This is a genomic window from Streptomyces sp. Inha503 (assembly GCF_047215865.1).
GTDB lineage: Bacteria > Actinomycetota > Actinomycetes > Streptomycetales > Streptomycetaceae > Streptomyces > Streptomyces lycopersici.
On the sequence record NZ_CP178360.1, the window covers coordinates 6,335,002 to 6,356,185 of the forward strand.

Genomic DNA, 21,184 nt, shown 5'->3' on the forward strand with positions numbered 1-21,184 from the left:
GGAGTCGAACGCGTGGCACGCGACGAGAAGATCAAACTCACTGACGTCCTCAAAGAGATCAAGATGAGCCGCGCCGCCTTCTACCGGATGCGGGCACGCGGCAAGGCGCCTCGAATCAGCAAGCTCCCCAACGGGCAGGTCCGCGTGAGCCGTCGCGACCTGGACGCATGGTGGGAGAGCTGCGGACAGAACGCCGCCTAGCCCGAACCAACCCGCTCCATGGGGCCCGCCGTTATGGCGGGCCCCTCGCTTTGGGAGACGCATGCTCACGTACGACGTCGATTTCTGGTCCATCCGCAAGCGCGCCAGCCGCCCGAAGCCGTACGAACTCAGGTGGCGCGTCGGCTCGCGCTCGCACTCCAAGAGCTTCAAGCTCAAGCCCCAGGCCGAAGGGCGCCAGTCGCAACTCCTGGCCGCGCTCCGCGCCCGCGAGCAGTTCGACGAGGACACCGGCCTGCCCGCGAACGAACTGGCCGCCCTGTCCTCCCCCACCTGGTACGAGCACGCAACCGCGTACGTCCTGGTGAAGTGGCCCCGCGCCGCTGCCAAGCATCGTGCCGGCATCGCCGAAGCGCTCGCGGTCGTCATGCCGACGCTGGTCACGAGCACACGCGGCACACCGGACGCCAAGATCTTGCGGGCCGCGCTCTACCAGTGGGCATTTCGCGCCGTGAAGGGGACTGACGGGAAGTTGACCCCCCGCCACAGGGTCGAGGAAGCGCCGGAGGATATCCGTACGGCTCTGTCCTGGATCGCTGACCATTCGATGAAGGTCAACGCGCTGGAGAATCCGGCGCTTCTCAGGCCAGCGCTGGACGCCCTGTCGTTGCGGCTGGACGGAAGGAAGGCGGCCGAGAACACGGCTCGGCGCAAGCGCATGGTGCTGAGCAACTTCCTTCGCTTCACCGTGGAGGAGCGAGGGCTGCTATCGGCCAACCCCCTTGCCCGCGTCGACTGGACGCCGCCGGAGACTGACGACGAGATCGACTTCCGGTACGTACCCGGTCCGGCGCTGGCGCGGTCGTTCCTCAAGGCCGTGCGGGACGCTGGGCACCGTGGAGAGCATCTTGAGGCGTTCTTCGGATGCCTGTACTACGCCGCGATGCGACCCGCTGAGATCGCCTCGCTGAAAGCCGCGGACTGCACCCTGCCCCCGGAGGACGAGGAGTGGGGGGAACTGCTGCTCGGGGAGAGCCGTCCGGAGGTGGGAGGCGGATGGACGGACGACGGCGCGTCGTACGAATCCCGCAGCCTCAAGCGGCGGGCCCGTGGTGCGACGCGATCGGTTCCGATTCCCCCGGTGCTGGTCCGGATGCTGCGGGAGCACATCGAGCGGTACGGGACGGCCCCGGACGGCCGTCTGTTCCGTGCGGCAAAGGGCGGGCGCGTCCGGTCTACCGAGTACTGCGATCTGTGGGAGGAGGCCCGGGCAGCGGTGCTCTCGGAGCAGGAGGCGGCAACACCCCTCGCCGAAGTGCCGTACTCGCTCCGGCACGCGGGGGTGTCTCTCTGGATCAAGTCGGGAGTGGATCCGGTGGAAGTCGCCCGGCGGGCCGGGCACAGCATCGCCGTCTTGTTCCGCTTCTACGCCAAGATCCTTCGCGGTGATCAGTCCCGTTCCAACCAGCTCATCTCACAGGGGCTGACCGAGGGCTGACGTAACCCAGTTCACAAGTCACCGTGCATGCAAGGTGACCAGGAAATCCGGCGGCCGCCCCTGGCCCACAGATGGCCCATACGTACTGGTCAAAGCTGGGACACAGGCGAGACAGGGTGAGACAAGGTGCACGCAGAAGGGGTGCCCCTGAACCAGGGGCACCCCTTCTGACCAGCTAGTTCGCTGACCTCGGCGGAGGCTGAGGGATTTGAACCCTCGGTGACATCGCTGCCACGACGGTTTTCAAGACCGTTCCCTTAGGCCGCTCGGGCAAGCCTCCCCGCGCCATTCGTGATGGCGCGGGGATCAGCCTAGCGCGTCAGCTGTCACCCTTGCGCTTCCCCAAGGTGACGTCCACCTTGGACACCTTGCCGCCACGCTTGTAGGTGAGGGTGACCTTGTCGCCCGGCTGGTGGGTCCAGATCTCGCTGATGAGGGTGGGGCCGCTGTCGATGACCGTGTCGTCGAGCTTGGTGATCACGTCTCCGGACTTGAGGCCCGCCTTGTCGGCCGGGCCGCCGGGGACGATGGCGGGGCTGCCGCCGGTGCCGTTGGAGGCGATGGTGGCACCGCTGGTGGAGTCCTTCATGTTGACCGTGGCCTCGATGACCGGGTAGACGGGCTGGCCCGTCTTGATCAGCTGCTCGGCGACGTTCTTGGCCTGGTTGATCGGGATCGCGAAGCCGAGGCCGATGCTGCCGGACTGCTGCTGCTCGCCGAGGCCGCTGCCGTTGCCGGCGGACTGGATGGCGGAGTTGATGCCGATGACGCCGCCGTCCGCGTTGAGCAGCGGGCCGCCGGAGTTGCCCGGGTTGATGGAGGCGTCGGTTTGGAGGGCGCTCATGTACGAGGCGTTGCCGCCGCCTCCGTCGCTGGAGGCGACCGGGCGGTTCTTGGCGCTCACGATGCCGGTGGTGACGGTGCCGGAGAGGCCGAAGGGGGCGCCGATGGCGACGGTGGCGTCGCCCACGGCGACGCGGTCGGAGTTGCCGAGGGGCAGCGGCTCGAGCTTCGCGCCCGCGGCGTTCTTGAGCTTGACCACGGCGACGTCGTAGCCCTGGGCTCGGCCGACGACCTGGGCGGTGTACCGCTTGCCGTTGGAGAAGGTGGCGGTCAGCTTGCCGTTGTCGGCGGCCGAGGCGACGACGTGGTTGTTGGTGAGGATGTGGCCCTGCTTGTCGTAGACGAAGCCGGTGCCGGTGCCGCTCTCGCCGTTGTTGCCCTGGGCCTCGATGGTGACGACGCTGGGCAGGGTCTTGTTGGCGATGCTCGACACCGAGCCGGGCGCGCGGCTCTCCGTCTTGGGGTTGCCGTAGGCGGAGACGGTGGTGGTGTCGCCGCCGTCGCTCTCCCGGTCGGCGGCCCAGAAGCCGATGCCGCCGCCGATGCCGCCCGCGACCAGGACGGCGGCCAGCACGGCGGCGACCAGCCCGCGGGGCTTGCGCTCGGAGGGGCCGGAGGACGGCGGCACGGGAGCGGTCCCCCACGGGCCGCCCGGGCCGCCCGGTTCGCCCGGACCTCCTTGCCCGTCCTGTCCGTCGCCCTGGCCGCCGTGCGGCTGTCCGCCCTCGGCCGACCACCACGCGCCGGACTGCCCGGCGTCCGGGCCGGGGCCCGAACCGGGACCCGGGGCACCGGGCGCGCCGCCGCCTGATCCGTCGCCCGCGCCGGCCGACGCCGAGACGGCCGCGGGAGCGGCCGGTGACGCGGGCGGGGGCGTCGACGGGGGCTGGGCGGGGGGCGCCGACGGCGCGGGGCCGGGGGTTCCCGGGGACCCTGCGGCGTCGGGCGTGCCTATGGGCCCGTCCGGTGCGGCGCCCGCGGTGGGCTCGTAGTCCGGCGCGGGCGGCACCGCCGGGTTCGGGTGCGGCGCCGGAGGGGCCGGATGCGGCCCGGGCGCGGGCGGAACGGCAGAGCCCTCGTTCTCGGTGCTCACAGCTCTCTCCTCAGGTGCACGACAGATTTCCTCGACGGCCTGCGTGTACGTCTTCCCGTTACGTCTTAACGTCTTACCGTCGTCAGCTTTTCCCACAGCGCGTCAGACCGCCGTAAGGAGCGACAGCCCCGCGGACTACCACCCTTTATCCCGGACAATTCGCCCCACCGCCATTCCGTGCGAACGAACGGATGGGGCCGCGTCCACCGGCTCACACCGGGCGGTGGCACCATAACGCGGTGACCTATGCGCGCCCTGCCCGGGACGGCCGCCCCGGGCCGCACATCGTCTCCGTCGTCGCCCACCGCGGGGCCTCCGAGGACGCCCCGGAGCACACCCTGGCCGCCTACCGTAAGGCAATCGAGGACGGTGCCGACGCCCTGGAGTGCGATGTCCGGCTGACCGCCGACGGCCATCTCGTCTGTGTGCACGACCGCCGCATCGACCGCACCTCCAACGGCCGGGGCGCGGTCTCGGCGCTGGAGCTGTCCGATCTGGCGACCCTGGACTTCGGCTCCTGGAAGGGCCGTGCCACCGACAGGGAGGAGCCGGACCGCGACAGCCGGGACAGCGTCTCCGTCCTCACCCTGGAACGGCTCCTGGGGCTCGTCTCGGACGCCGGACGCCGGATCGAACTGGCGATCGAAACCAAGCATCCCACCCGATGGGCGGGCCAGGTGGAGGACCGGCTGCTCGCGCTGCTGCGCCGCTTCGGCCTGGACGCACCGCCACCCGGCGAAGGTTCACCCATCCGTGTGATGAGCTTCTCAGCGCGCTCCCTGCACCGGATCCGCAGCGGGGCCCCCGCCATCCCCACCGTCTACCTGATGCAGTTCATACTGCCGCGCCACCGGGACGGGCAGCTGCCGCCCGGGGTGCGGATCGCGGGGCCGAGCATCCGGATCGTACGGAACCACCCCGGGTATGTGGCGCGACTACAGCGCGAGGGGCACCGAGTGCACGTCTGGACCGTCGATGAACCGGAGGACGTCGAATTGTGCGTCCGCCTGGGCGTTGACGCGCTGATCACCAATCGCCCCAAACAGGTACTGTCCCAACTCGGACGCTCATAATGGGCATTACAAGGCGTGCACCGGCGCGTTCGGTACGTATTCGATCGTGACGAGTGCGTCACACGATGCCACTTGGCCGGTTTCCGCTCCAGCGCCGCGGGGCATTCATCCCGTGGCGTGGGGCTAAGGAGGTCTCGGGGGTGGCTTTGGTGGTGGCACGGCAGGTGCCGACGTCGTCGACCATGGCCGTACCCCATGGTCCTGCGGGCGTCCGCGCGGCAAGACAGCGGATGCGTATCGATTTGGGCAGGACTGGGGTATCGGATTCGGTCATAGACGACGCTGTATTGATCCTTTCAGAACTGCTCAGCAACGCATGGCGACATGGCCGCCCTTGGCGTTCCGACCATGATGGCGGCACGGTCCGGGCTGCATGGACCGTCGACGAGGACGACCGGCTGACGGTCGAGGTGACGGATGGCGGCGGACCCACAAGGCCGCTTCCGGCCAAACCGTCGGTGACCGCACGCGGCGGCCGCGGGCTGAATATCATCATGTCGCTGGCAGAGGAATGGGGCGTGCGGGACGACATCGGCGGAGTCACCGTATGGGCCCTTCTCCCGCCTGACGACGAATTCGCCCGACGCGTCACGATTCCCTCGGATCTCTCCCCCGAGCTGAATTCCCACCTGGGTGCGGAACTGGCCTCCGGGCCGCGTCCGGGCCACGACACGCGTCTCGAAGCCGGTCTCGACACGCATCTCGACGCCGGTCTCGACGCGAATTTCGGCTCGAACCTTCGCTCGGACCTCGACGCCGACCTGGGTCCCGACCTGGGCTCCGGCCCCGGCTCGAATATCGAGGCGAACATCGACCCCGATTTCGATCGCGAGCTGGACTTCGCCGATCTGGACGAGCTCGCGTAGCCGACGCGGCTCAGGGAGCCGACGCGGTTCGGCCAAAGGGCTAGGCTCGCGCCCGTAAACCAGTCGTACGCGCCGTAGGAGAGCACCACCGCGGCCGTACGCAAGCCGTCACGGGCGTACGTACGCAGACCGTCACGGGCGTACGAGCAAGCCCTGAGCCGCACGATCGGGAGACAGCCTCACCATGGCCAAGAAGCGCCGCCCCCAGACGAAGGCCGCAGGTCCACGGGTCGCCAACGGCGAGATCCCCGTGGTGGGCGCGCGGGAGCCCTGCCCGTGCGGCTCGGGCCGTCGCTACAAAGCCTGTCACGGCAGGGAAGCGGCACACGCCGTCACCGAGCTGGTGCAGCGCCCCTTCGAGGGGCTGCCCGGCGAATGCGACTGGGTGGCCCTGCGCGAGCTGGTGCCCGCCGCGACCGTCGAGCTGACCCTCGCCGAGGGGCTGCCCGAGGGCGTTCCGTCGGTCACTCTGGCGACCGTGCTGCCCATGGCGTGGCCCGCGCTGCGCCGCGACAACGGCACCGTGCTGCTCGGCCTCCAGAACGACACGCCCTCCGGCGACATCAGCCGCGACCTGGCCGACACCCTGCGCCGCGCGCTGACCGCCGAGCCGGGCACCCCGGTGGCCGCCGAGCGGGCTCCGGGCGACGGTCCGCGGCTCCAGGATCTGCTCGACCCGAAGGGCACTTTCTCGCCGACCCTGCACGAGGGGTTCGAGTTCTGGCTCGAGGACGCCGCGAACGCGACCGGGGAGGTCGCCGCGTCCCTGGAACGGGCCAACGCGGCCGCGATCCCCACCGCCCGGCTCACCGGCGTGGAGGCGGCCTACTGGTGCGAGACGCCGGAGAAGAACCACCTGCGCTGGGTGATGTCCCACCCCGAGGAGAAGCTGCTGGACGCGCTCGCCCGGCTGCACGCCGCGGGTGCCTCCTCGCTCGGCGAGAACACCCGGCTGGTGGGCTCCTTCCGGGCCCATGGGCTCACGGTGCCGGTATGGGACCTGCCACGCGGGATGAGCGCCGAGGACACCGAGAAGCCGGCCGTGGACCTCGCCGAACGGCTCGCGGAGGCACTCGCCACCGACGCCCCGCTGACGCCCGAGCAGCGGCGCGCCCGGGGCGGTCTCACCAACCGTCAGGTGACGCTGAGCTGACGTCCCCCGGACGGCCGGAGGGCGCCGCGGGGGTACGTGAGGCCGCTCACAACTCACTGTTACGCCCTGCAAATCGACGTCCGGAAATCCGCGATCGAATTTGCTATCGGCCGATCTCTTGTTACGGTTCTAAAAGCCCGGTCGCTGGTGCATCCCCCGTCGCCAGCGACCGGGCGCTTCCATGTCCGCGTCCGGACGGCGGCGTGGGACGGCGGGTCAGGTACGTACCAACTGCCGTCGGCAGCGTGGGAGTTGCTCCCGGGACCCGGTAGGCCTGGTAGGCCTGGTAACTCCCGGGGCCCGCCAGGTCTGGTGGATAAAAGACGCCGGGCCCGGAGTCCAGGAAGTCGCCTCCCCGGCCTCCGAGCCCTCATACACCCGCGAGCGTCGCGCTCAGCGGTCCACCGCGCTCAGCGGTCCACCGCGCTCAGCGGCCCCCGAACCCCCGCACCCGGGGCCCGCCTCAGTAGGCGAGCCGGCTGTCTCCGTCGGGCGCGCTGGTGCTGGCCTCGACCAAGGCGTTCACCACCGTGGCCACCTGGGGCAGCCAGGGCCGCCCGGAGCGGCGCAGTGGCGGCCGCTCCCAGCGCACCCGGCCGGAGCCGGTCTGCGACGGCGGCAGCACGACATAGCCGCCCTCGCCGTGGAACCGCAGCGAGCTGGGCACCCAGTCCTGCTGGCTCAGCAGCTCGCCGAGGTCTTCGAGGGAGTACGGCTCCACCAGCAGCGACCAGCGGGTGGGCGTGGCGACCACCGGGCCGAGCCGCACACCCGCCCGGTCGAAGACCGCCAGCGCCCGCGCCCCGGCGACCGCCGGCAGGCTCACCGCGCAGGGCGCGTGGCCGCCCGTGGCCAGCAGGAGGGGCGCGGAGGGCCGATTGCCCCACCACCAGCGCACCATGCGCGCGTCCGTGGTGGCGGCGAGGAGAACGGGATCGAACGGATGTCCACCCGGAACCGCACATTCCGGGTCGGGGCAGCCGCACACTCGCGGCCGTCCGCCGCCGGACCGGAGTCCGACGCCAGGGACCACGGGCCACTGCCACTCGGTGGCGCAGGTGAGCGCCGCGCGCAGCAGCGGCGACCGCGCGCCGCGCCGCAGCGAGAACTTGCGTCGCCTTCCGAGGATCTCGCGCATGAGCGCTCGTTCCTTTCCGTTAACGCCGAGGGCTGTCCGTCGCACTACATCGCACTTCAGATGGCACTTCACTTGGACTTACGTGGCGCTGTCCGGCATCGTTCGGCCCGTCACAGCAGGTGGATCACAAGTCACTGCGCGTACAAGGCAGCGCATCACGCCGCAGGCCGAGCGTGGAACGTGGCGAGGGGTGGCGCGCGCATGGCGCTTGCCGTCCGGTTGGTGCCTTCCTCGCCACTCGGGGATGGGCGCGGCCGTTGTGGTCTATGACGCCTGGACCGGCCGCGGGGTTCCGGGGCGATCCGAACTGCCCCTGCCCCTCTCCGATGTGTACCCGCCGCGGTGGAGACGACGCGCTGTCGAACGACGTCAGTCGACCTCGAAGGGACAGCCTAACGACTTTTTTTCGGCCAAGTTCAATTCCCCCCAGACACCAACAAGACCACCGGGACAATGCTGGACATCGCATCTGCGCTCCGTGTACATCTGGAGACAGTAGCGGCACAGTAGCGGCGCAGCACGACAGGGGGTTTGCGATGCTATTGAGCGAGCCGGACCCGGCGGGTGAAGGCAGCGGGCCATGAACTCGCCCCACGCGCCGAAAGTGGCTGGAATCGATCCTTCCCTCCCCTCGCCCACGCAAACTGCCGACCCCGTCACACCACCCCTGGCCGCGCCCAACTCCGGTGTCCAGGACCGGCTGGCCGGCTGGGTCTCGGATCTCACCACCCTTCATGAGCTCACCGAGCGGCTGGTCCGGACCGACACCCTCGACGAGGCACTGCGCGAACTGCTGCGCGCGGGCGCCTCGCTGGTCGGCGCCCGGCGCGGACTGGTGGCGCTCGAACCGGCCGACGGGCTCGGCCCGGTGATCACGGTGGGGCTCGGTCTCGGCCACGCCGACCTCGGCCAGATCGAGACCATCCCGCGCGGCTCCGCCTCCGCCGGTCATCTCCTGGACGGGCTGTCCGAACAGGGCGGCGAGCGGCGCGCCGATGTGACCCACCCCGATATCGCCAGTGAGGCCGACCTCGACCCGCGCCACCGCGAGGTGGCCGCGCGGCTCGGCTTCTCCGCGAGCTACGCCGTGCCGCTGGACCCGTTCCGCGCCGATCCCCGCGCCACGCCCGGCCTTTCCGCCATCCCCGCGCCCGCCCCCGGCGCGGACGGGGCCACCGGCACCGGCTCCCCGGCGGGCGCGGGCGACCACCCGGCCCCCGGCGTCCCCGGCCCAGGACCCGGGCCCGGTCCAGGACCAGGACCCGGAACGACGAGCGTCACCGGCGCCCCGTGCGTCCCCGGCGTCGGCCAGGTAGGTGAACCGGCCGCCGCGCCTTCGCCCGGCCTTACGGCCGCCATGGGCGCCGGCGGCCCCTCCGGGCGGCTCGGCGGAGCCGCCTGGCTCTACGACGAGCCCGCCGAGCCCGCGGAGCGCCAGCGCCATCTCGTGGGCCTGTACTGCCAGTACGCCGCCGCCCACATCGCCCGGCTGATCGAGCTCTCCCGCGCCCGCGCCGCCGTCGCGACCGTCCAGGAGGAGCTACTGCCCACCCGGCTGCCCCGCGTCCCCGGGGTGCGCCTGGCCGTCCGCCACCACCCCGGTCCGCACGGCGGTGGTGACTGGTACGACGCACTACCGCTGCCGGACGGGGCGCTCGGGCTCTCGGTGGGCGGGGTCTCCGGCTGCGGGCCGAGCGCCGTGGTCGCGATGGGGCGGCTGCGGGCCTCGCTGCGGGCGTACGCGGTGATGGAGGGCGAGGACCCGGTCGCCGTGCTGTCCGACCTGGAGCTGCTGCTGCGGCTCACCGAGCCCGCCCGCTCCGCGACCGCCCTCTTCGCCTACTGCGAGCCCGGCACGCGCAAGGTGGTGCTGGCCGGGGCCGGGCACTGCCCGCCGCTGCTCACCGGGGAGCGGCGCACCGAGTTCGTGGAGACCACCCTGTCCGCGCCGCTGGGGATGCTCTCCTGCTGGGAGGCGCCCAGCGTGGAGGTCGCGCCGTCCTCCGGAGAGACCCTCCTCTTCTACAGCGACGGGCTGCTCCACCGCACCGGGGAGCCGATGGACCGGGCCTTCGCCCGGCTGCACACGGCCGCGGCGAGCGCTCCCAAGGGCGTCCGCGGCGACCCGGACGCCCTCGCCGACCATGTGCTCCGTACGGTGCTCCCCGACGGTCCGGCGGCCGCCGTGGGGCGGCATTCGGAGGACGGCACGGAGGATCTCGTCCTGCTCGTGGCGCACTTCGACTGACGCGGGGTCGATCACGCGTGGCCCGGGTCGGCTGACGCGGGGCTATGACGCGGGCCCACGTCGGCTGACGCGGGGCCCACGCCGAGTGACACGCGGCCTCCTGACGCGAGGCCCCTGACGCGAGGCCCCCTTACGGCCGCGGCTCGAGCGCGGCCCCGGCCCCCGCTGGAGCCATGGTCACCCGGCGCCTCGGGCCCTCCCGGCCATCAGGCCCCGCACATACGATGGGAGGGGTCCAGTTCGAGGAGGAAGACGTGACCGAGGAGCCCACTTCCGAAGCCCCGGAGACCCCGGAAGGCGAGGAGCCCATCAAGCAGCGGAAGAACGGCCTGTACCCAGGCGTTTCCGACGAGCTCGCCGAGAGCATGAAGTCCGGCTGGGCGGACACCGAGCAGCACGACCTGGAGCCCCTCGCACAGGCTCCGCACACCGCCCGCCGCCGCGCCGCGCTCTCCGCGCGCTTCCCCGGCGATCGCCTGGTCATCCCCGCGGGCAATCTCCGCACGCGCTCCAACGACACGGACTACAGCTTCCGCGCCTCGACCGAGTACGCGTACCTCACCGGCGACCAGACCGAGGACGGTGTGCTGGTGCTGGAGCCCGAGGCGGGCGGCGGCCACACCGCGACGCTGTATCTGCTGCCGCGCTCCGACCGGGAGAACGGCGAGTTCTGGCTGGACGGCCAGGGCGAGCTGTGGGTGGGCCGCCGGTTCAGCCTTACGGAGGCCGAGAAGCGGCTGGGCCTGCCCGCCAGGGACGTCCGCAAGCTGGCCGACGAGCTCCGGGACGCCACCGGCCCGGTCCGTATCGTGCGCGGTCACGACGCCGGTCTCGAGGCCGCCCTGACCGACAAGGTGACCGGTGAGCGCGACGAGGAGCTGCGGGTCTTCCTCAGCGAGCAGCGCCTGGTCAAGGACGAGTTCGAGATCGGCCAGCTCCAGGCGGCGGTCGATGCGACGGCCCGCGGCTTCGAGGATGTCGTCAAGGTTCTGGACAAGGCGCGGGCGACATCGGAGCGCTATATCGAAGGAACGTTCTTCCTTCGGGCCCGGGTCGAGGGCAACGACGTCGGCTACGGCACCATCGCCGCCGCGGGCCCGCACGCCACCACCCTGCACTGGGTGCGCAACGACGGCCCGGTCCGCTCCGGCGATCTGCTGCTGCTGGACGCGGGCGTGGAGACCACCACCCTCTACACCGCCGATGTGACCCGCACCCTGCCGGTGAACGGCACCTACAGCCCGCTGCAACGCAAGGTCTACGAGGCGGTCTACGAGGCCCAGGAGGCGGGCATCGCCGCGGTCCGGCCGGGTGCGAAGTACCGCGACTTCCACGACGCCGCCCAGCACGTCCTCGCCACCAAGCTCGTCGAGTGGGGCCTGGTCGAGGGCCCGGTGGAGCGGGTGCTGGAGCTGGGGTTGCAGCGCCGCTGGACGCTGCACGGCACCGGCCACATGCTCGGCATGGACGTCCACGACTGCGCCGCGGCCCGCACCGAGACCTATGTGGACGGCACCCTGGAGCCCGGTATGTGCCTGACGGTCGAGCCGGGGCTGTACTTCCAGCCCGACGACCTGACCGTGCCGGAGGAGTACCGGGGCATCGGCGTCCGGATCGAGGACGACATCCTGGTGACGGAGGACGGCAACCGCGTGCTGTCGGCCGCGCTGCCGCGGACCGCCGATGACGTCGAGGCGTGGATGGCCCGCCTCACCGGCTGAGGCGGCCATGCGGCGGCTCATCGCCTGATCGTGTGGGTCCCCGTGGGGAGCGGCGGCGCCGCTCCCCACGGGGCGCTCAGTTCCGCCCCGGCACCTTGCGGGTGGTCACCGCGATCCGGTTCCAGGAGTTGATCGTGAAGATGAGGGCGATGAGCTGGGCCAGCTCCCGCTCCTCGAAGTGCCGGGCGGCCCGCTCGTAGACCTCGTCCGGGACGCCGCCGGGCAGCAGCGTGACCGCCTCGGTGAGCGCCAGGGCTGCCTGCTCCTTCTCGGTGTAGAACCCGGCCTCCCCGGCCTCCTCCCAGACCCCCACCAGGGCGATGCGCTCCTTGCTCTCGCCCGCCTTATGGGCGTCGGTGGTGTGCATATGGAGGCAGTAGGCGCACTGGTTCAGCTGGGAGGAGCGGATCTGCACCAGCTCCACCAGGGCCGGGTCCAGGCCCTCGCGGGCGGCCGCGTCCAGGCTGATCAGCGCCTTGAACGCCTTGGGGGCGGCCTTCGCGAAGTTGACCCGCCCGGTTGTCCGCCGCGCCGTCGTCGCGGTCTGGGCCGCCGTCGCGGTCTGCGTCGCCGCCTCTGTCGTCGTCCCCGTCGTCTGTGTCGTCGTCCGTGTCGGTGTCGAAGTCGTCATGGGAATGAAATTAGGCCGCTAAGCGACCCTCTGTAGGGTGCATTTCCATGGCGGATTCATGGGTCAATTCGGCGGAGATCCTCGGCAGTGACCTCCATCTGGAGCTGACCCGCGCGGGCAGCCGCAGAACCGCCCTGATGGCCGCGCTGCGGGAGGCCATCCGCGACGGGCGGCTCGCCCCGGACACCCGGCTGCCGCCGTACCGTTCCCTCGCCGCCGACCTGGGCATCGCCCGGAACACGGTCGCCGACGCCTACGCCGAGCTGGTCGCCGAGGGCTGGCTCACCGCCCGCCAGGGCTCCGGGACCCGGGTGGCGCCCCGCCCAGCGTCGCCCCCACCCCGGCGCCGAGCGCCCGGCAGGGAGCGCGGCGGACGGCCGTCCGGGGCGACCGGCGGCCGCCGTGGGCCCCGGCCCGCCCCGCGCCCGGCCCACAATCTGCTCCAGGGCCAGCCGGACGCCGCCTCCTTCCCCCGCACCGCCTGGCTCGCCTCGGCCCGCCGCGCCCTGAGCGCCGCGCCCCACGAGGCGTTCGGCCCCGGCGATCCGCGCGGCCGTCCGGAGCTGCGCCGCGCCCTGGCCGACTACCTCGCCCGCGTCCGCGGCGTACGCGCCGACTCCGAGCGGATCGTCGTCTGCGCGGGCTTCGCGCACGCGGTGCGGCTGCTGAGCGACACCCGGCTGCTGCGGCCCCGGATGGCCGTCGAGTCCTACGGCCTGGCCTTCCACCGCTCGCTGCTGAGATCGGCCGGGATCCGTACGGTCCCGCTCCCGCTGGACGCCGATGGCGCCCTTACGGAGGGACTGGCCGACCTCGACGGCGTACGGGCGACCCTGCTCACCCCGGCCCACCAGTTCCCCACCGGCGGTCCGCTGCACCCCGAGCGGCGGGCCGCGGCCGTCGCCTGGGCGCGGGAGAGCGGCGGTCTGGTGCTGGAGGACGACTACGACGGGGAGTTCCGCTACGACCGCCGTCCGGTGGGCGCCGTCCAGGGCCTCGACCCCGACCGGGTGCTCTACCTCGGCTCGGTCAGCAAGAGCCTCTCCCCGGCGCTGCGGCTGGGCTGGATGGTGCTGCCGGATCATCTGGTCGACGGCCTGCTGGCCACCAAGGGGGAGCGCGAGGGATGGACCGGCGTCCTCGACCAGCTGACCCTCGCGGACTTCATCGACTCGGGCGGCTACGACCGCCATGTGCGCCGTATGCGCCAGCAGTACCGCCGTCGGCGGGATCAGCTCGTCGCCGCCCTCGCCGAACGCGCGCCCCATATCCGCGTCTCGGGGATCGCGGCCGGTCTGCACGCGGTGCTGGAGCTGCCGCCCGGCACCGAGCGGTCCGCCCTGCGCGCCGCCGCCTGGCAGGGGCTGGCGCTCGACGGCCTCGGCGGCTACCGCCACCCGGACGCCACCACACCCCATCGCGACGGGCTCGTGGTGGGCTACGCGACCCCGCCCGAGCACTCGTTCGCGGGGGCGCTGGACGCGCTGTGCCGCGCTCTGCCGCCCGAACGGACGGCCACCTGAGGTTGCACGGCTCCCTGGCGTTACGGCGGCTCCCTGGCGTTCAGGCGGCTCCCTGACGGTGAAGCCACCGGCGTTCAGGCAGCTCCCTGGCGTTCAGCCGTTCATGACGCCCTGAGCAGCGCTCCTTCACGCCACTTGAGAATCTTGTCGAAGCTCACCACCACCCCGCCGCGGCCCGGACGGTCGCGGTAGCGGACATGGTCGGTGAGGGCCTCGATGAGAAAGAGCCCCCGTCCGTGCTCCGCCTGTGGCGGGGCCGGACTGCGCGGCTGCTGTGGTCTCGGCGCACCCGCCGGACGCCGCTCGTTCCGGGTGCGGGCCTCGCGGCGGACGGTACCGCGTCCGGCGAAGCCGGGACCGGAGTCGGTGACCTCGATACGGCAGGTGTCGCCGTCGATATAGGCCGTGACTCGATAATCCCCGCCCGTGCCGTCGCGACCCCCGTGCTCCACCGCGTTCGCACACGCCTCGGAGAGGGCGACCGACAGATCGTAGGAGATCTCCGGATCCACTCCGGCCGTCTCCATGGTGCCGAGGAGCAGTCGTCGTGCGAGCGGAACGCTCGCCGCCTCGCGGGGCAAATGGAGTGACCACCAGATGCTCATGCTCCAGCCTCCCGGCCGCGGCTCGACATACCGTTACGTATTGCCTGGGTCCATGGTCCGTAAGCGTGTTATTGACGTGACTCCGCTCATTCAGCGGACGCGCTCGATGCGCGAACCGGTGTATGGGCCTGTCCCGGTGTGCGCCGGTACGCCCCACCCGCCGTAGGGAACGCGTCCGCCCAGTGGGATGATGGCGCGGCCATGGCTTCCCCTGTCGCCCGTGCCGGCGCCGATCTGCGAATGCTGCGGGCCGCGGTCTTCACCGCGGTCTGCGTCGTGCTGTCCGCGGCGGGGCATGTGCTGGGCTCCTGCGCCACCGTGCCGCTGTGGACGCTGGGCGTGGGCTGCGCGGCGATGTTCACGGTGGCGCTGTCGCTGGCCGGGCGGGAGCGGTCGCTGCCCGGGATCGCGGCCGTGCTGGCCGTCGGGCAGCTGGCGCTGCACGCGCTCTTCGCGCTCGGGCAGGACCGGGCCGCGGCGGCCGAGGAGGCCGCCCATCGGGCCGACGCCGCCCAGGGCCATGTGATCGGCCTGGCCGCCAGGCTGCTGTGCGCCTCGGGCCCCGGGCGGCTCGACGCCGCGTCGGCCCATCGGATCGTCGCCCGCGCGGGCATCGACCCGTCCGCCGCGCACGGCGGCCCGCACACCATGCCGGCGTCCACCGCCCCGGCGGGGCAGGCGGCCGGGATGGAGAGCCTGCTGCCGTCGCTGCCCATGGCCCTGGGCCATCTGCTCGCCGCGCTGGCCATCGGCTGGCTGCTGCGGCGGGGCGAGATGGCCGTATGGCGGGCGGTGCGGCTGTCGGTGGACGGGGCCCGAGGGGTCGCGGAGGCCGCGCTCGTACGGGCGCTGCGCGCCGCCCTGAGGCTCGTACGGGTGCTCCTGACCCCTTCGCAGGCGCCTTACGGCGGGCCGCGCCGGCCGCGCACGGCCGAGCGGGACGAGGGCGGGACGACGGCCCTCGTCCTCCAGCACAGCGTGATCAGGCGGGGACCGCCGGTCTGCGATCTCGCGGCCTGACCGACGCGACGCTCCTCCAGCGGGACCGGAGGGCGGCCGCGACGTCACCGCACGCGCGCCCACCCATCTGATCATTCCTGTTCCTGGAGTGTTGACATGAACGCCATGCGTCTCCGCCGTCTGCCGGTCCTCGGAGCCCTCACCGCGGGCGGGCTGGTGCTGCTCACCGCGGGCCCGGCCTTCGCGCACGTGAGCGTGCAGCCCGGCCAGGCCGAGAAGGGCGGCTACAGCACCATCAACTTCAAGGTGCCCAACGAGCGCGACGACTCCTCCACCGTCAAGCTCGAGGTGACCCTACCCGCCGACCATCCGCTCGCCTCGGTGATGCCCCAGCCGGTCCCCGGCTGGGACGTCAAGGTCACCAAGTCCAAGCTCCCCAAGCCCATGGAGACACACGGCGAGAAGATCACCGAGGCGGTCACCAAGGTCACCTGGACCGGCGGCAAGATCGAGCCGGGGATGTTCCAGCAGTTCCCGCTCTCGGTCGGCCAGCTGCCCGACGACGCCGACCAGCTCGCCTTCAAGGCCCTCCAGACGTACGACAACAAGGAGGTCGTGCGCTGGATCGAGGAGCCCAAGGAGGGTGCCGCCGAGCCCGAGAACCCGGCTCCGGTGCTCAAGCTGGTCGCCCCGGCCGAGGGCTCGGACGGCGATGGCGCCGCCGCGGCGTCCGGCCAGGACAAGGACTCCGAGAAGGCCGGAGCGGAGAATTCCGCCGCCAAGGACGCCTCGGACGACGAGGGCGGCAGCGACACCACCGCCCGGGTGCTGGGCATCGCGGGCATCGTCATCGGCGCCGCCGGTGTCGCCTTCGGCGTGGTCGCCAGCCGCCGCCGCTCCGCCTGACCGCCAACCACTCGACCGCATGCGCGTGACCGCCGGTGACCACGGGTCCTGAACCGACCGCGTGATTCCCGGCGGGGGTGGCGGGCCCTCGTGTCCGCCGCCCCCGCGCGCCACCGATCCACCCCTCTTGGGAGAACAGTTCCATGCGCACCAAAATCCTGGCCACCGCGATCGTCGCCACCGCCGCGCTCACCCTCAGCGCCTGCGGCGGCTCGGACGACGGGGGCAAGGGCGACAACGCCGCCGCCGAGGTCAAGGGCGGCCAGAGGTCGGGGCAGGCCATCGTCCTCGACCAGGCGAAGGCCAAGCCGGACCTCGTCCTCACCGGCACCGACGGCAAGAAGTACGACCTGCTGAAGGAGACCAAGGGCCATCCCACCCTGCTCTTCTTCGGCTACACCCACTGCCCGGACGTCTGCCCGCTGACCATGAGCAACGTCGGCATCGCGGTGAAGAAGCTCCCCAAGGCCGAACGGGAGAAGCTGCGGGTCGTCTTCGTCAGCACCGACCCCGCCCGGGACACCCCCAAGCGGATCCGCTCCTGGCTGGACGCCCAGGGCGGCACCGACTTCGTCGGCCTGACCGGCGACTTCAACACCATCGAGGCCGCCGCGCGGCCGCTGGGCATCTTCATCGAGAAGCCGAAGAAGGAGAAGGACGGCAGCATCACCGTCAGCCACGGCGCCGAGGTGATCGGCTTCTCGCCCAAGGACGACGAGGGTCACTGGATCTACACGACGGAGGCCACGGCGGATCGTTACGCCAAGGATCTGCCAAAGATCATCGAGGGGCGGAACCCGTGAGGGTGACGGGCCCCGGCATCCGTAAGGCGGCCGCCGTGGTCCTCACCGTCGGCCTGTCCGCCGCGCTCGCCGCCTGTGGGAGCGAGGACAGCGGCGGCGGGGACCACGCGGGCCACAAGGGCGCCCCGAAGCTGTCCGTGAGCGGTGCCTATGTCTCGCAGCCGCCCATGGACGACATGGCGGCGGGCTACCTGGCCGTACGGAACGCCGGTGGCGGCGCCGACGAGCTCACCTCCGTCACCACCCCGCTCGCCTCCGAGGTCACCCTGCACACCACCAAGGGCAACCGGATGAAGCAGGTGAGCTCGCTCGATGTCCCGGCCGACGGCCGGCTCGAGCTGACCAGCGGCGGAGATCATCTGATGCTGACAAATCTCACCCACCGGCCGAAGGTCGGTGAGAAGGTCAGCTTCACCCTCCACTTCGCCACCTCCGACCCCATCGAGATCAAAGTCCCGGTCGAGCCGACGACGTACCGCCCCAAGGACTGACGCCCGATGCCCTCGCTGACCTCCCTGGCCCCCGCCGGGCCCACCGCGACTCCCACCCGGAACACCGCGACCGCCCGGCGGCTGATGGCGATCTGCGGCACCCTGCTCGCCGCGCTGCTGTGCGCGCTGAGCGTGGGCGCGAGCTCCGCGTCCGCGCATGCCGCGCTCACCTCGACCGACCCCGCCGACGGCTCAGTGGTGAAGACCGCCCCCAGGGAGGTCACGCTGAACTTCTCGGAGGGTGTGCTGCTCTCCGGCGACTCGGTGCGCGTGCTCGACCCCAAGGGCAAGCGCGTGGACACCGGGAAGACCGCCCATGTCGACGGCAAGTCGTCGACCGCCGCCGCCGGGCTGCACTCCGGACTGCCGGACGGCACCTACACGGTGGCGTGGAAGGCGGTCTCGGAGGACAGCCACCCGGTGAGCGGCGCGTTCACCTTCTCCATCGGCGCCCCGTCCAAGACCAAGGCGAAGGTGCCCACGGGCGAGGCGTCCGACTCCACCGTCAGCACGCTCTACGGAATCGGGCGGTACGCCGCCTACGGCGGTTTCGCGGCGCTCGTGGGCGGCGCTGTGTTCGCCGGGGTCTGCCGGTCCTCCCGCCCGGTGCGGAAGATCGCCGTGGGCGGCTGGGTGACGGTCTTCACGGCCAGCCTGCTGCTGTTGCTGCTGCGCGGTCCGTACACCGACGGCGAGGGGATCGGCGGGATCCTCGACCTCGGCAGGCTGGGCGATGTGCTGTCCACCAAGCCGGGTGCGGCGCTGCTGTCCCGGCTGCTGCTGCTCGGCGCGGCGGCGGTCTTCCTGGCCGTCCTCTTCGGCTCGTACACCCGGCGCACCGGGGAGGGGGAGGCGGACGCGCGGCGCCGCCAGGACCTCGCCTTCGGGCTCGGCTTCGGCGGCACGGTGATGGCGGTGGGCCTCGCCGCGACCTGGGCGATGGCCGAGCACGCCTCGGTGGGCCTGCAACGGCAGCTGGCCATGCCGGTGGACGTGATCCATCTGATCGCGGTCGGGGTCTGGCTGGGCGGTCTGGCCTCGCTCGCGGTGACGCTCCGGGCGGGCGAGCCGATCGAGCGGGCGGCCGTGCGCCGCTTCTCGCGGCTGGCCTTCGGCTCGGTCGTCGCCCTGGTGGTCACCGGGCTGTACCAGTCGTGGCGGCAGGTGGGCTCCTGGGGCGCGCTGACCGACACCGAGTACGGGCGATGGCTGCTGGTCAAGGTGGGTCTGGTGGCGGTGCTGGTGGGCATCGCCGCCGTCTCGCGCCGCTGGACCGGGCGCCTTACGGATGTCACGGAGGCGGCTGGGGCGGAAGCGGACGCGGACGCGGACGCGGAGGCCACGGCGGGGAACGGTGCCGAGACCGATGTCGAAGCCATGGCCGACACGGCCAAGGCCGAGACCGAGACCAAGGCCGGGGCCAAGGCCGCGGTGAAGGCCGCGCGGCCGGTACGTACCGGTGTGGCCGACGCGGCGGTCGGCACCCCCGCCGACGCCTCCGCCGACGCCCCCGATGACGACGACGCCGAGTCCGGTGACGGGCCCGGCGACGGCTCCGGTACCGGCGCCGCCGATGACGATCCCGTACGCACCGCCCAGCTCGCCCGTCAGCGGGCCGCCAAGGACAAGACCGCCACCCTGCGGGAGCGCGACGCCGACCGCGAGCGCAGCGGGCTGCGCCGCTCGGTGCTCGCCGAGACCATCGTGGCCGTCGTGCTGCTCGCGGTGGCCACCGTGCTCAGCGGCACCCAGCCCGGCCGGGCCGAGACCGAGCAGGCAAGCGCCCCGGCCTCGACACCCGGTGACCAGCTGAACGTCGACCCGGTGAGCGTGCTGATCCCCTACGACACGGGTCCCAAGAGCGGCCGCGGCAAGGCCGTGGTGATGATCGAACCCGCTCTGCCGGGTGACAACGCGCTGCACGTCTTCACCACCGACCTGGCCGACCGCCCCGTGGACGTGCCCGAGGTCAAGCTGTCGCTGACGCTCAAGGACAAGGGGATCGGGCCGCTGCGCATCCCGCTCGAGCGCCTCTCGACCGGACACTGGAGCGCCAAGACCGTCCAGCTCCCCATGGCGGGCACCTGGCAGCTCTCCCTGACCGTACGAACCTCCGACATCGACCAGGTGACGGAGACCAGAAACGTGAAAGTCGCTCAATGACCACAGAGCAACCACCCTCGTCCAGCATCTCCCGGCGGCGTCTGCTGGGCTCGGCGGGCGCCGCCGGAGCGGCCGGACTGGTCGCCGGCGGAGCCGCCGGGGCCTACGCGTCCGAGGCGACGCGGGAGGCCCCCGCACCCCTCAGCTCGCTGGGCGCGACCACCGTGCCCTTCCACGGCAGGCGCCAGGCGGGCATCACCACCCCGCTCCAGGCCCACGGGCATCTCCTCGCCTTCGACCTGGCGCCCGGTGCGAACCGTAAGGCGGCCGCCGCACTGCTGCGCCGCTGGTCGCGGACGGCCAAGGAGCTGATGGCGGGCGAGGCCCCACCGGATGACACCGGGATCGCGCTCGACGCCGGTCCCTCCTCCCTTACGGTCACCTTCGGCTTCGGCCGGACGTTCTTCGGCAAGGCGGGGGTCGAGGACCGGCTGCCGGAGGCGCTCGCCCCGCTCCCCGACTTCGTCTCGGACGCGCTCGACCCCAAGCGCAGCAACGGCGACCTGTGGATCCAGATCGCCGCCAATGACGCGCTGGTCGCCTTCCACGCGCTGCGCGCCCTCCAGCGCGAGGCCGCGGACACGGCCCGGCTGCGCTGGCAGATGAACGGCTTCAACCGGTCCCCCGGCGCCACCGGCCGCCCCATGACCACCCGCAACCTCATGGGCCAGATCGACGGCACCAACAACCCCAAGCCGACCGACGACGACTTCGAGCGGCGGATCTTCGTACCGGAGAAGGGCGAGCCCGCGTGGATGGCGGGCGGCTCCTACGCGGTCGTCCGGCGCGTCCGGATGCTGCTGGACTCCTGGGACAACCTCTCCCTTGAGCGGCAGGAGAAGGTGGTCGGCCGCCGCAAGTCCGACGGCGCCCCGCTGTCCGGCGGCACCGAGACCACCCCGGTTCAGCTCGACAAGGTCGACAAGAACGGTGCGCTGGCCATCGCGGGCGCCGCCCACGTACGGGTCGCGGCGCCCGCGTCCAACCAGGGCGCCGCGATGCTGCGCAGGCCCTTCTCGTACCACGACGGCTTCCGCGACGACGGGGCGCCGGACGCGGGGCTGCTTTTCATCGCCTGGCAGGCGGATCCGATGAAGGGGTTCGTGCCGGTGCAGCGGAAGCTGGACCTGGGCGACGACCTGTCGCGGTTCCTGCGGCACGAGGCCAGCGCCCTGTTCGCGGTGCCTCCGGGCTGCGCCCCGGGGGAGTACGTGGGTCAGGCACTCTTGGAGGGATAGGAAACGGGACGAGCCGCCCCGGGGCATCGCGTCCAAGGGGTGTCCATATGGGTGTCCACCACACGGGTCGGA

At 72.0% G+C, this 21,184-nt stretch carries 18 protein-coding genes and 1 tRNA gene; 14 read left to right on the top strand and 5 right to left on the bottom strand.

All coding sequences use genetic code 11. From position 1 onward, the window contains the following. Nucleotides 1-12 precede the first annotated feature (12 nt). The gene (locus tag ACJX2R_RS26140) at nucleotides 13-201 is read left to right on the top strand and encodes a helix-turn-helix transcriptional regulator (RefSeq protein ID WP_413102122.1); all 189 of its coding nucleotides are present in this window, start codon (nucleotides 13-15) and stop codon (nucleotides 199-201) included. 61 nt (nucleotides 202-262) lie between these two features. Further along, nucleotides 263-1,657 carry a tyrosine-type recombinase/integrase gene (locus ACJX2R_RS26145; protein ID WP_413102123.1) on the top strand — a complete coding sequence of 465 codons (1,395 nt, stop codon included), beginning with the start codon at nucleotides 263-265 and terminating at the stop codon, nucleotides 1,655-1,657. A 193-nt stretch (nucleotides 1,658-1,850) separates the two neighbouring features. On the opposite strand, the gene ACJX2R_RS26150 is transcribed toward ACJX2R_RS26145, so the two are convergent. Both ACJX2R_RS26150 and ACJX2R_RS26155 read right to left on the bottom strand, forming a co-directional pair. Then, nucleotides 1,851-1,937, bottom strand: a tRNA-Ser gene (locus ACJX2R_RS26150). 39 nt (nucleotides 1,938-1,976) lie between these two features. After that, a complete protein-coding gene (locus tag ACJX2R_RS26155) occupies nucleotides 1,977-3,593 on the bottom strand; it encodes a S1C family serine protease (RefSeq protein WP_413102124.1) in 1,617 nt (538 codons plus the stop codon). 239 nt (nucleotides 3,594-3,832) lie between these two features. Between ACJX2R_RS26155 and ACJX2R_RS26160 the strand changes: the two genes are divergently transcribed. The 3 genes from ACJX2R_RS26160 to ACJX2R_RS26170 all read left to right on the top strand — a co-directional run bounded on the left by ACJX2R_RS26160 (nucleotide 3,833) and on the right by ACJX2R_RS26170 (nucleotide 6,685). Further along, nucleotides 3,833-4,666: a glycerophosphodiester phosphodiesterase gene (locus tag ACJX2R_RS26160; protein WP_413102125.1), complete on the top strand. Its 834-nt coding sequence runs from the start codon at nucleotides 3,833-3,835 to the stop codon at nucleotides 4,664-4,666. Nucleotides 4,667-4,806: 140 nt separating this feature from the next. Continuing rightward, a complete protein-coding gene (locus ACJX2R_RS26165; protein ID WP_413102126.1) occupies nucleotides 4,807-5,532 on the top strand; it encodes an ATP-binding protein in 726 nt (241 codons plus the stop codon). A gap of 184 nt (nucleotides 5,533-5,716) precedes the next feature. Further along, a complete protein-coding gene (locus ACJX2R_RS26170; RefSeq protein WP_413102127.1) occupies nucleotides 5,717-6,685 on the top strand; it encodes a DUF5926 family protein in 969 nt (322 codons plus the stop codon). Between the two features lie 463 nt (nucleotides 6,686-7,148). Here ACJX2R_RS26170 and ACJX2R_RS26175 read toward each other — a convergent pair whose 3' ends face one another. Next, on the bottom strand, nucleotides 7,149-7,823 hold the full coding sequence (locus ACJX2R_RS26175) for a bifunctional DNA primase/polymerase (RefSeq protein WP_413102128.1): 675 nt from the start codon (nucleotides 7,821-7,823) through the stop codon (nucleotides 7,149-7,151). A 580-nt stretch (nucleotides 7,824-8,403) separates the two neighbouring features. On the opposite strand from ACJX2R_RS26175, the gene ACJX2R_RS26180 reads away from it, so the two are divergent. Next, complete coding sequence (locus ACJX2R_RS26180; protein ID WP_413102129.1) at nucleotides 8,404-10,071, top strand: GAF domain-containing SpoIIE family protein phosphatase; 1,668 nt, start codon at nucleotides 8,404-8,406, stop codon at nucleotides 10,069-10,071. Between the two features lie 224 nt (nucleotides 10,072-10,295). Beyond that, a complete protein-coding gene (locus ACJX2R_RS26185; RefSeq protein WP_413102130.1) occupies nucleotides 10,296-11,792 on the top strand; it encodes an aminopeptidase P family protein in 1,497 nt (498 codons plus the stop codon). Nucleotides 11,793-11,868: 76 nt separating this feature from the next. Here ACJX2R_RS26185 and ACJX2R_RS26190 read toward each other — a convergent pair whose 3' ends face one another. Further along, nucleotides 11,869-12,423, bottom strand: a complete 555-nt coding sequence (locus tag ACJX2R_RS26190) for a carboxymuconolactone decarboxylase family protein (protein ID WP_413102131.1) — start codon at nucleotides 12,421-12,423, stop codon at nucleotides 11,869-11,871. A gap of 47 nt (nucleotides 12,424-12,470) precedes the next feature. Here ACJX2R_RS26190 and ACJX2R_RS26195 point away from each other — a divergent pair, with 47 nt between their 5' ends. Next, nucleotides 12,471-13,946: a PLP-dependent aminotransferase family protein gene (locus ACJX2R_RS26195; RefSeq protein WP_413102132.1), complete on the top strand. Its 1,476-nt coding sequence runs from the start codon at nucleotides 12,471-12,473 to the stop codon at nucleotides 13,944-13,946. 101 nt (nucleotides 13,947-14,047) lie between these two features. Here ACJX2R_RS26195 and ACJX2R_RS26200 read toward each other — a convergent pair whose 3' ends face one another. After that, nucleotides 14,048-14,551, bottom strand: a complete 504-nt coding sequence (locus tag ACJX2R_RS26200) for an ATP-binding protein (protein WP_121824507.1) — start codon at nucleotides 14,549-14,551, stop codon at nucleotides 14,048-14,050. Nucleotides 14,552-14,752: 201 nt separating this feature from the next. On the opposite strand from ACJX2R_RS26200, the gene ACJX2R_RS26205 reads away from it, so the two are divergent. The 6 genes from ACJX2R_RS26205 (at nucleotide 14,753) to efeB (ending at nucleotide 21,112) form a co-directional block, all read left to right on the top strand. Continuing rightward, the gene (locus tag ACJX2R_RS26205; protein WP_413102133.1) at nucleotides 14,753-15,571 is read left to right on the top strand and encodes a hypothetical protein; all 819 of its coding nucleotides are present in this window, start codon (nucleotides 14,753-14,755) and stop codon (nucleotides 15,569-15,571) included. Nucleotides 15,572-15,667: 96 nt separating this feature from the next. Next, nucleotides 15,668-16,417: a YcnI family protein gene (locus ACJX2R_RS26210; RefSeq protein ID WP_413102134.1), complete on the top strand. Its 750-nt coding sequence runs from the start codon at nucleotides 15,668-15,670 to the stop codon at nucleotides 16,415-16,417. Nucleotides 16,418-16,560: 143 nt separating this feature from the next. After that, entirely contained in the window at nucleotides 16,561-17,220 is a 660-nt protein-coding gene (locus ACJX2R_RS26215; RefSeq protein ID WP_413102135.1) for an SCO family protein, read from the top strand. After that, nucleotides 17,217-17,711 (top strand): copper chaperone PCu(A)C, encoded by a 495-nt coding sequence (locus ACJX2R_RS26220; protein ID WP_413102136.1) that lies wholly within the window; start codon nucleotides 17,217-17,219, stop codon nucleotides 17,709-17,711. Before ACJX2R_RS26215 ends, ACJX2R_RS26220 begins: the two co-directional genes overlap by 4 nt. 6 nt (nucleotides 17,712-17,717) lie before the next feature. Beyond that, the gene (locus ACJX2R_RS26225; RefSeq protein WP_413102137.1) at nucleotides 17,718-19,874 is read left to right on the top strand and encodes a copper resistance CopC/CopD family protein; all 2,157 of its coding nucleotides are present in this window, start codon (nucleotides 17,718-17,720) and stop codon (nucleotides 19,872-19,874) included. Beyond that, nucleotides 19,871-21,112, top strand: a complete 1,242-nt coding sequence (gene efeB, locus ACJX2R_RS26230; RefSeq protein ID WP_413102138.1) for an iron uptake transporter deferrochelatase/peroxidase subunit — start codon at nucleotides 19,871-19,873, stop codon at nucleotides 21,110-21,112. Before ACJX2R_RS26225 ends, efeB begins: the two co-directional genes overlap by 4 nt. The last annotated feature ends 72 nt before the right edge of the window (nucleotides 21,113-21,184 follow it).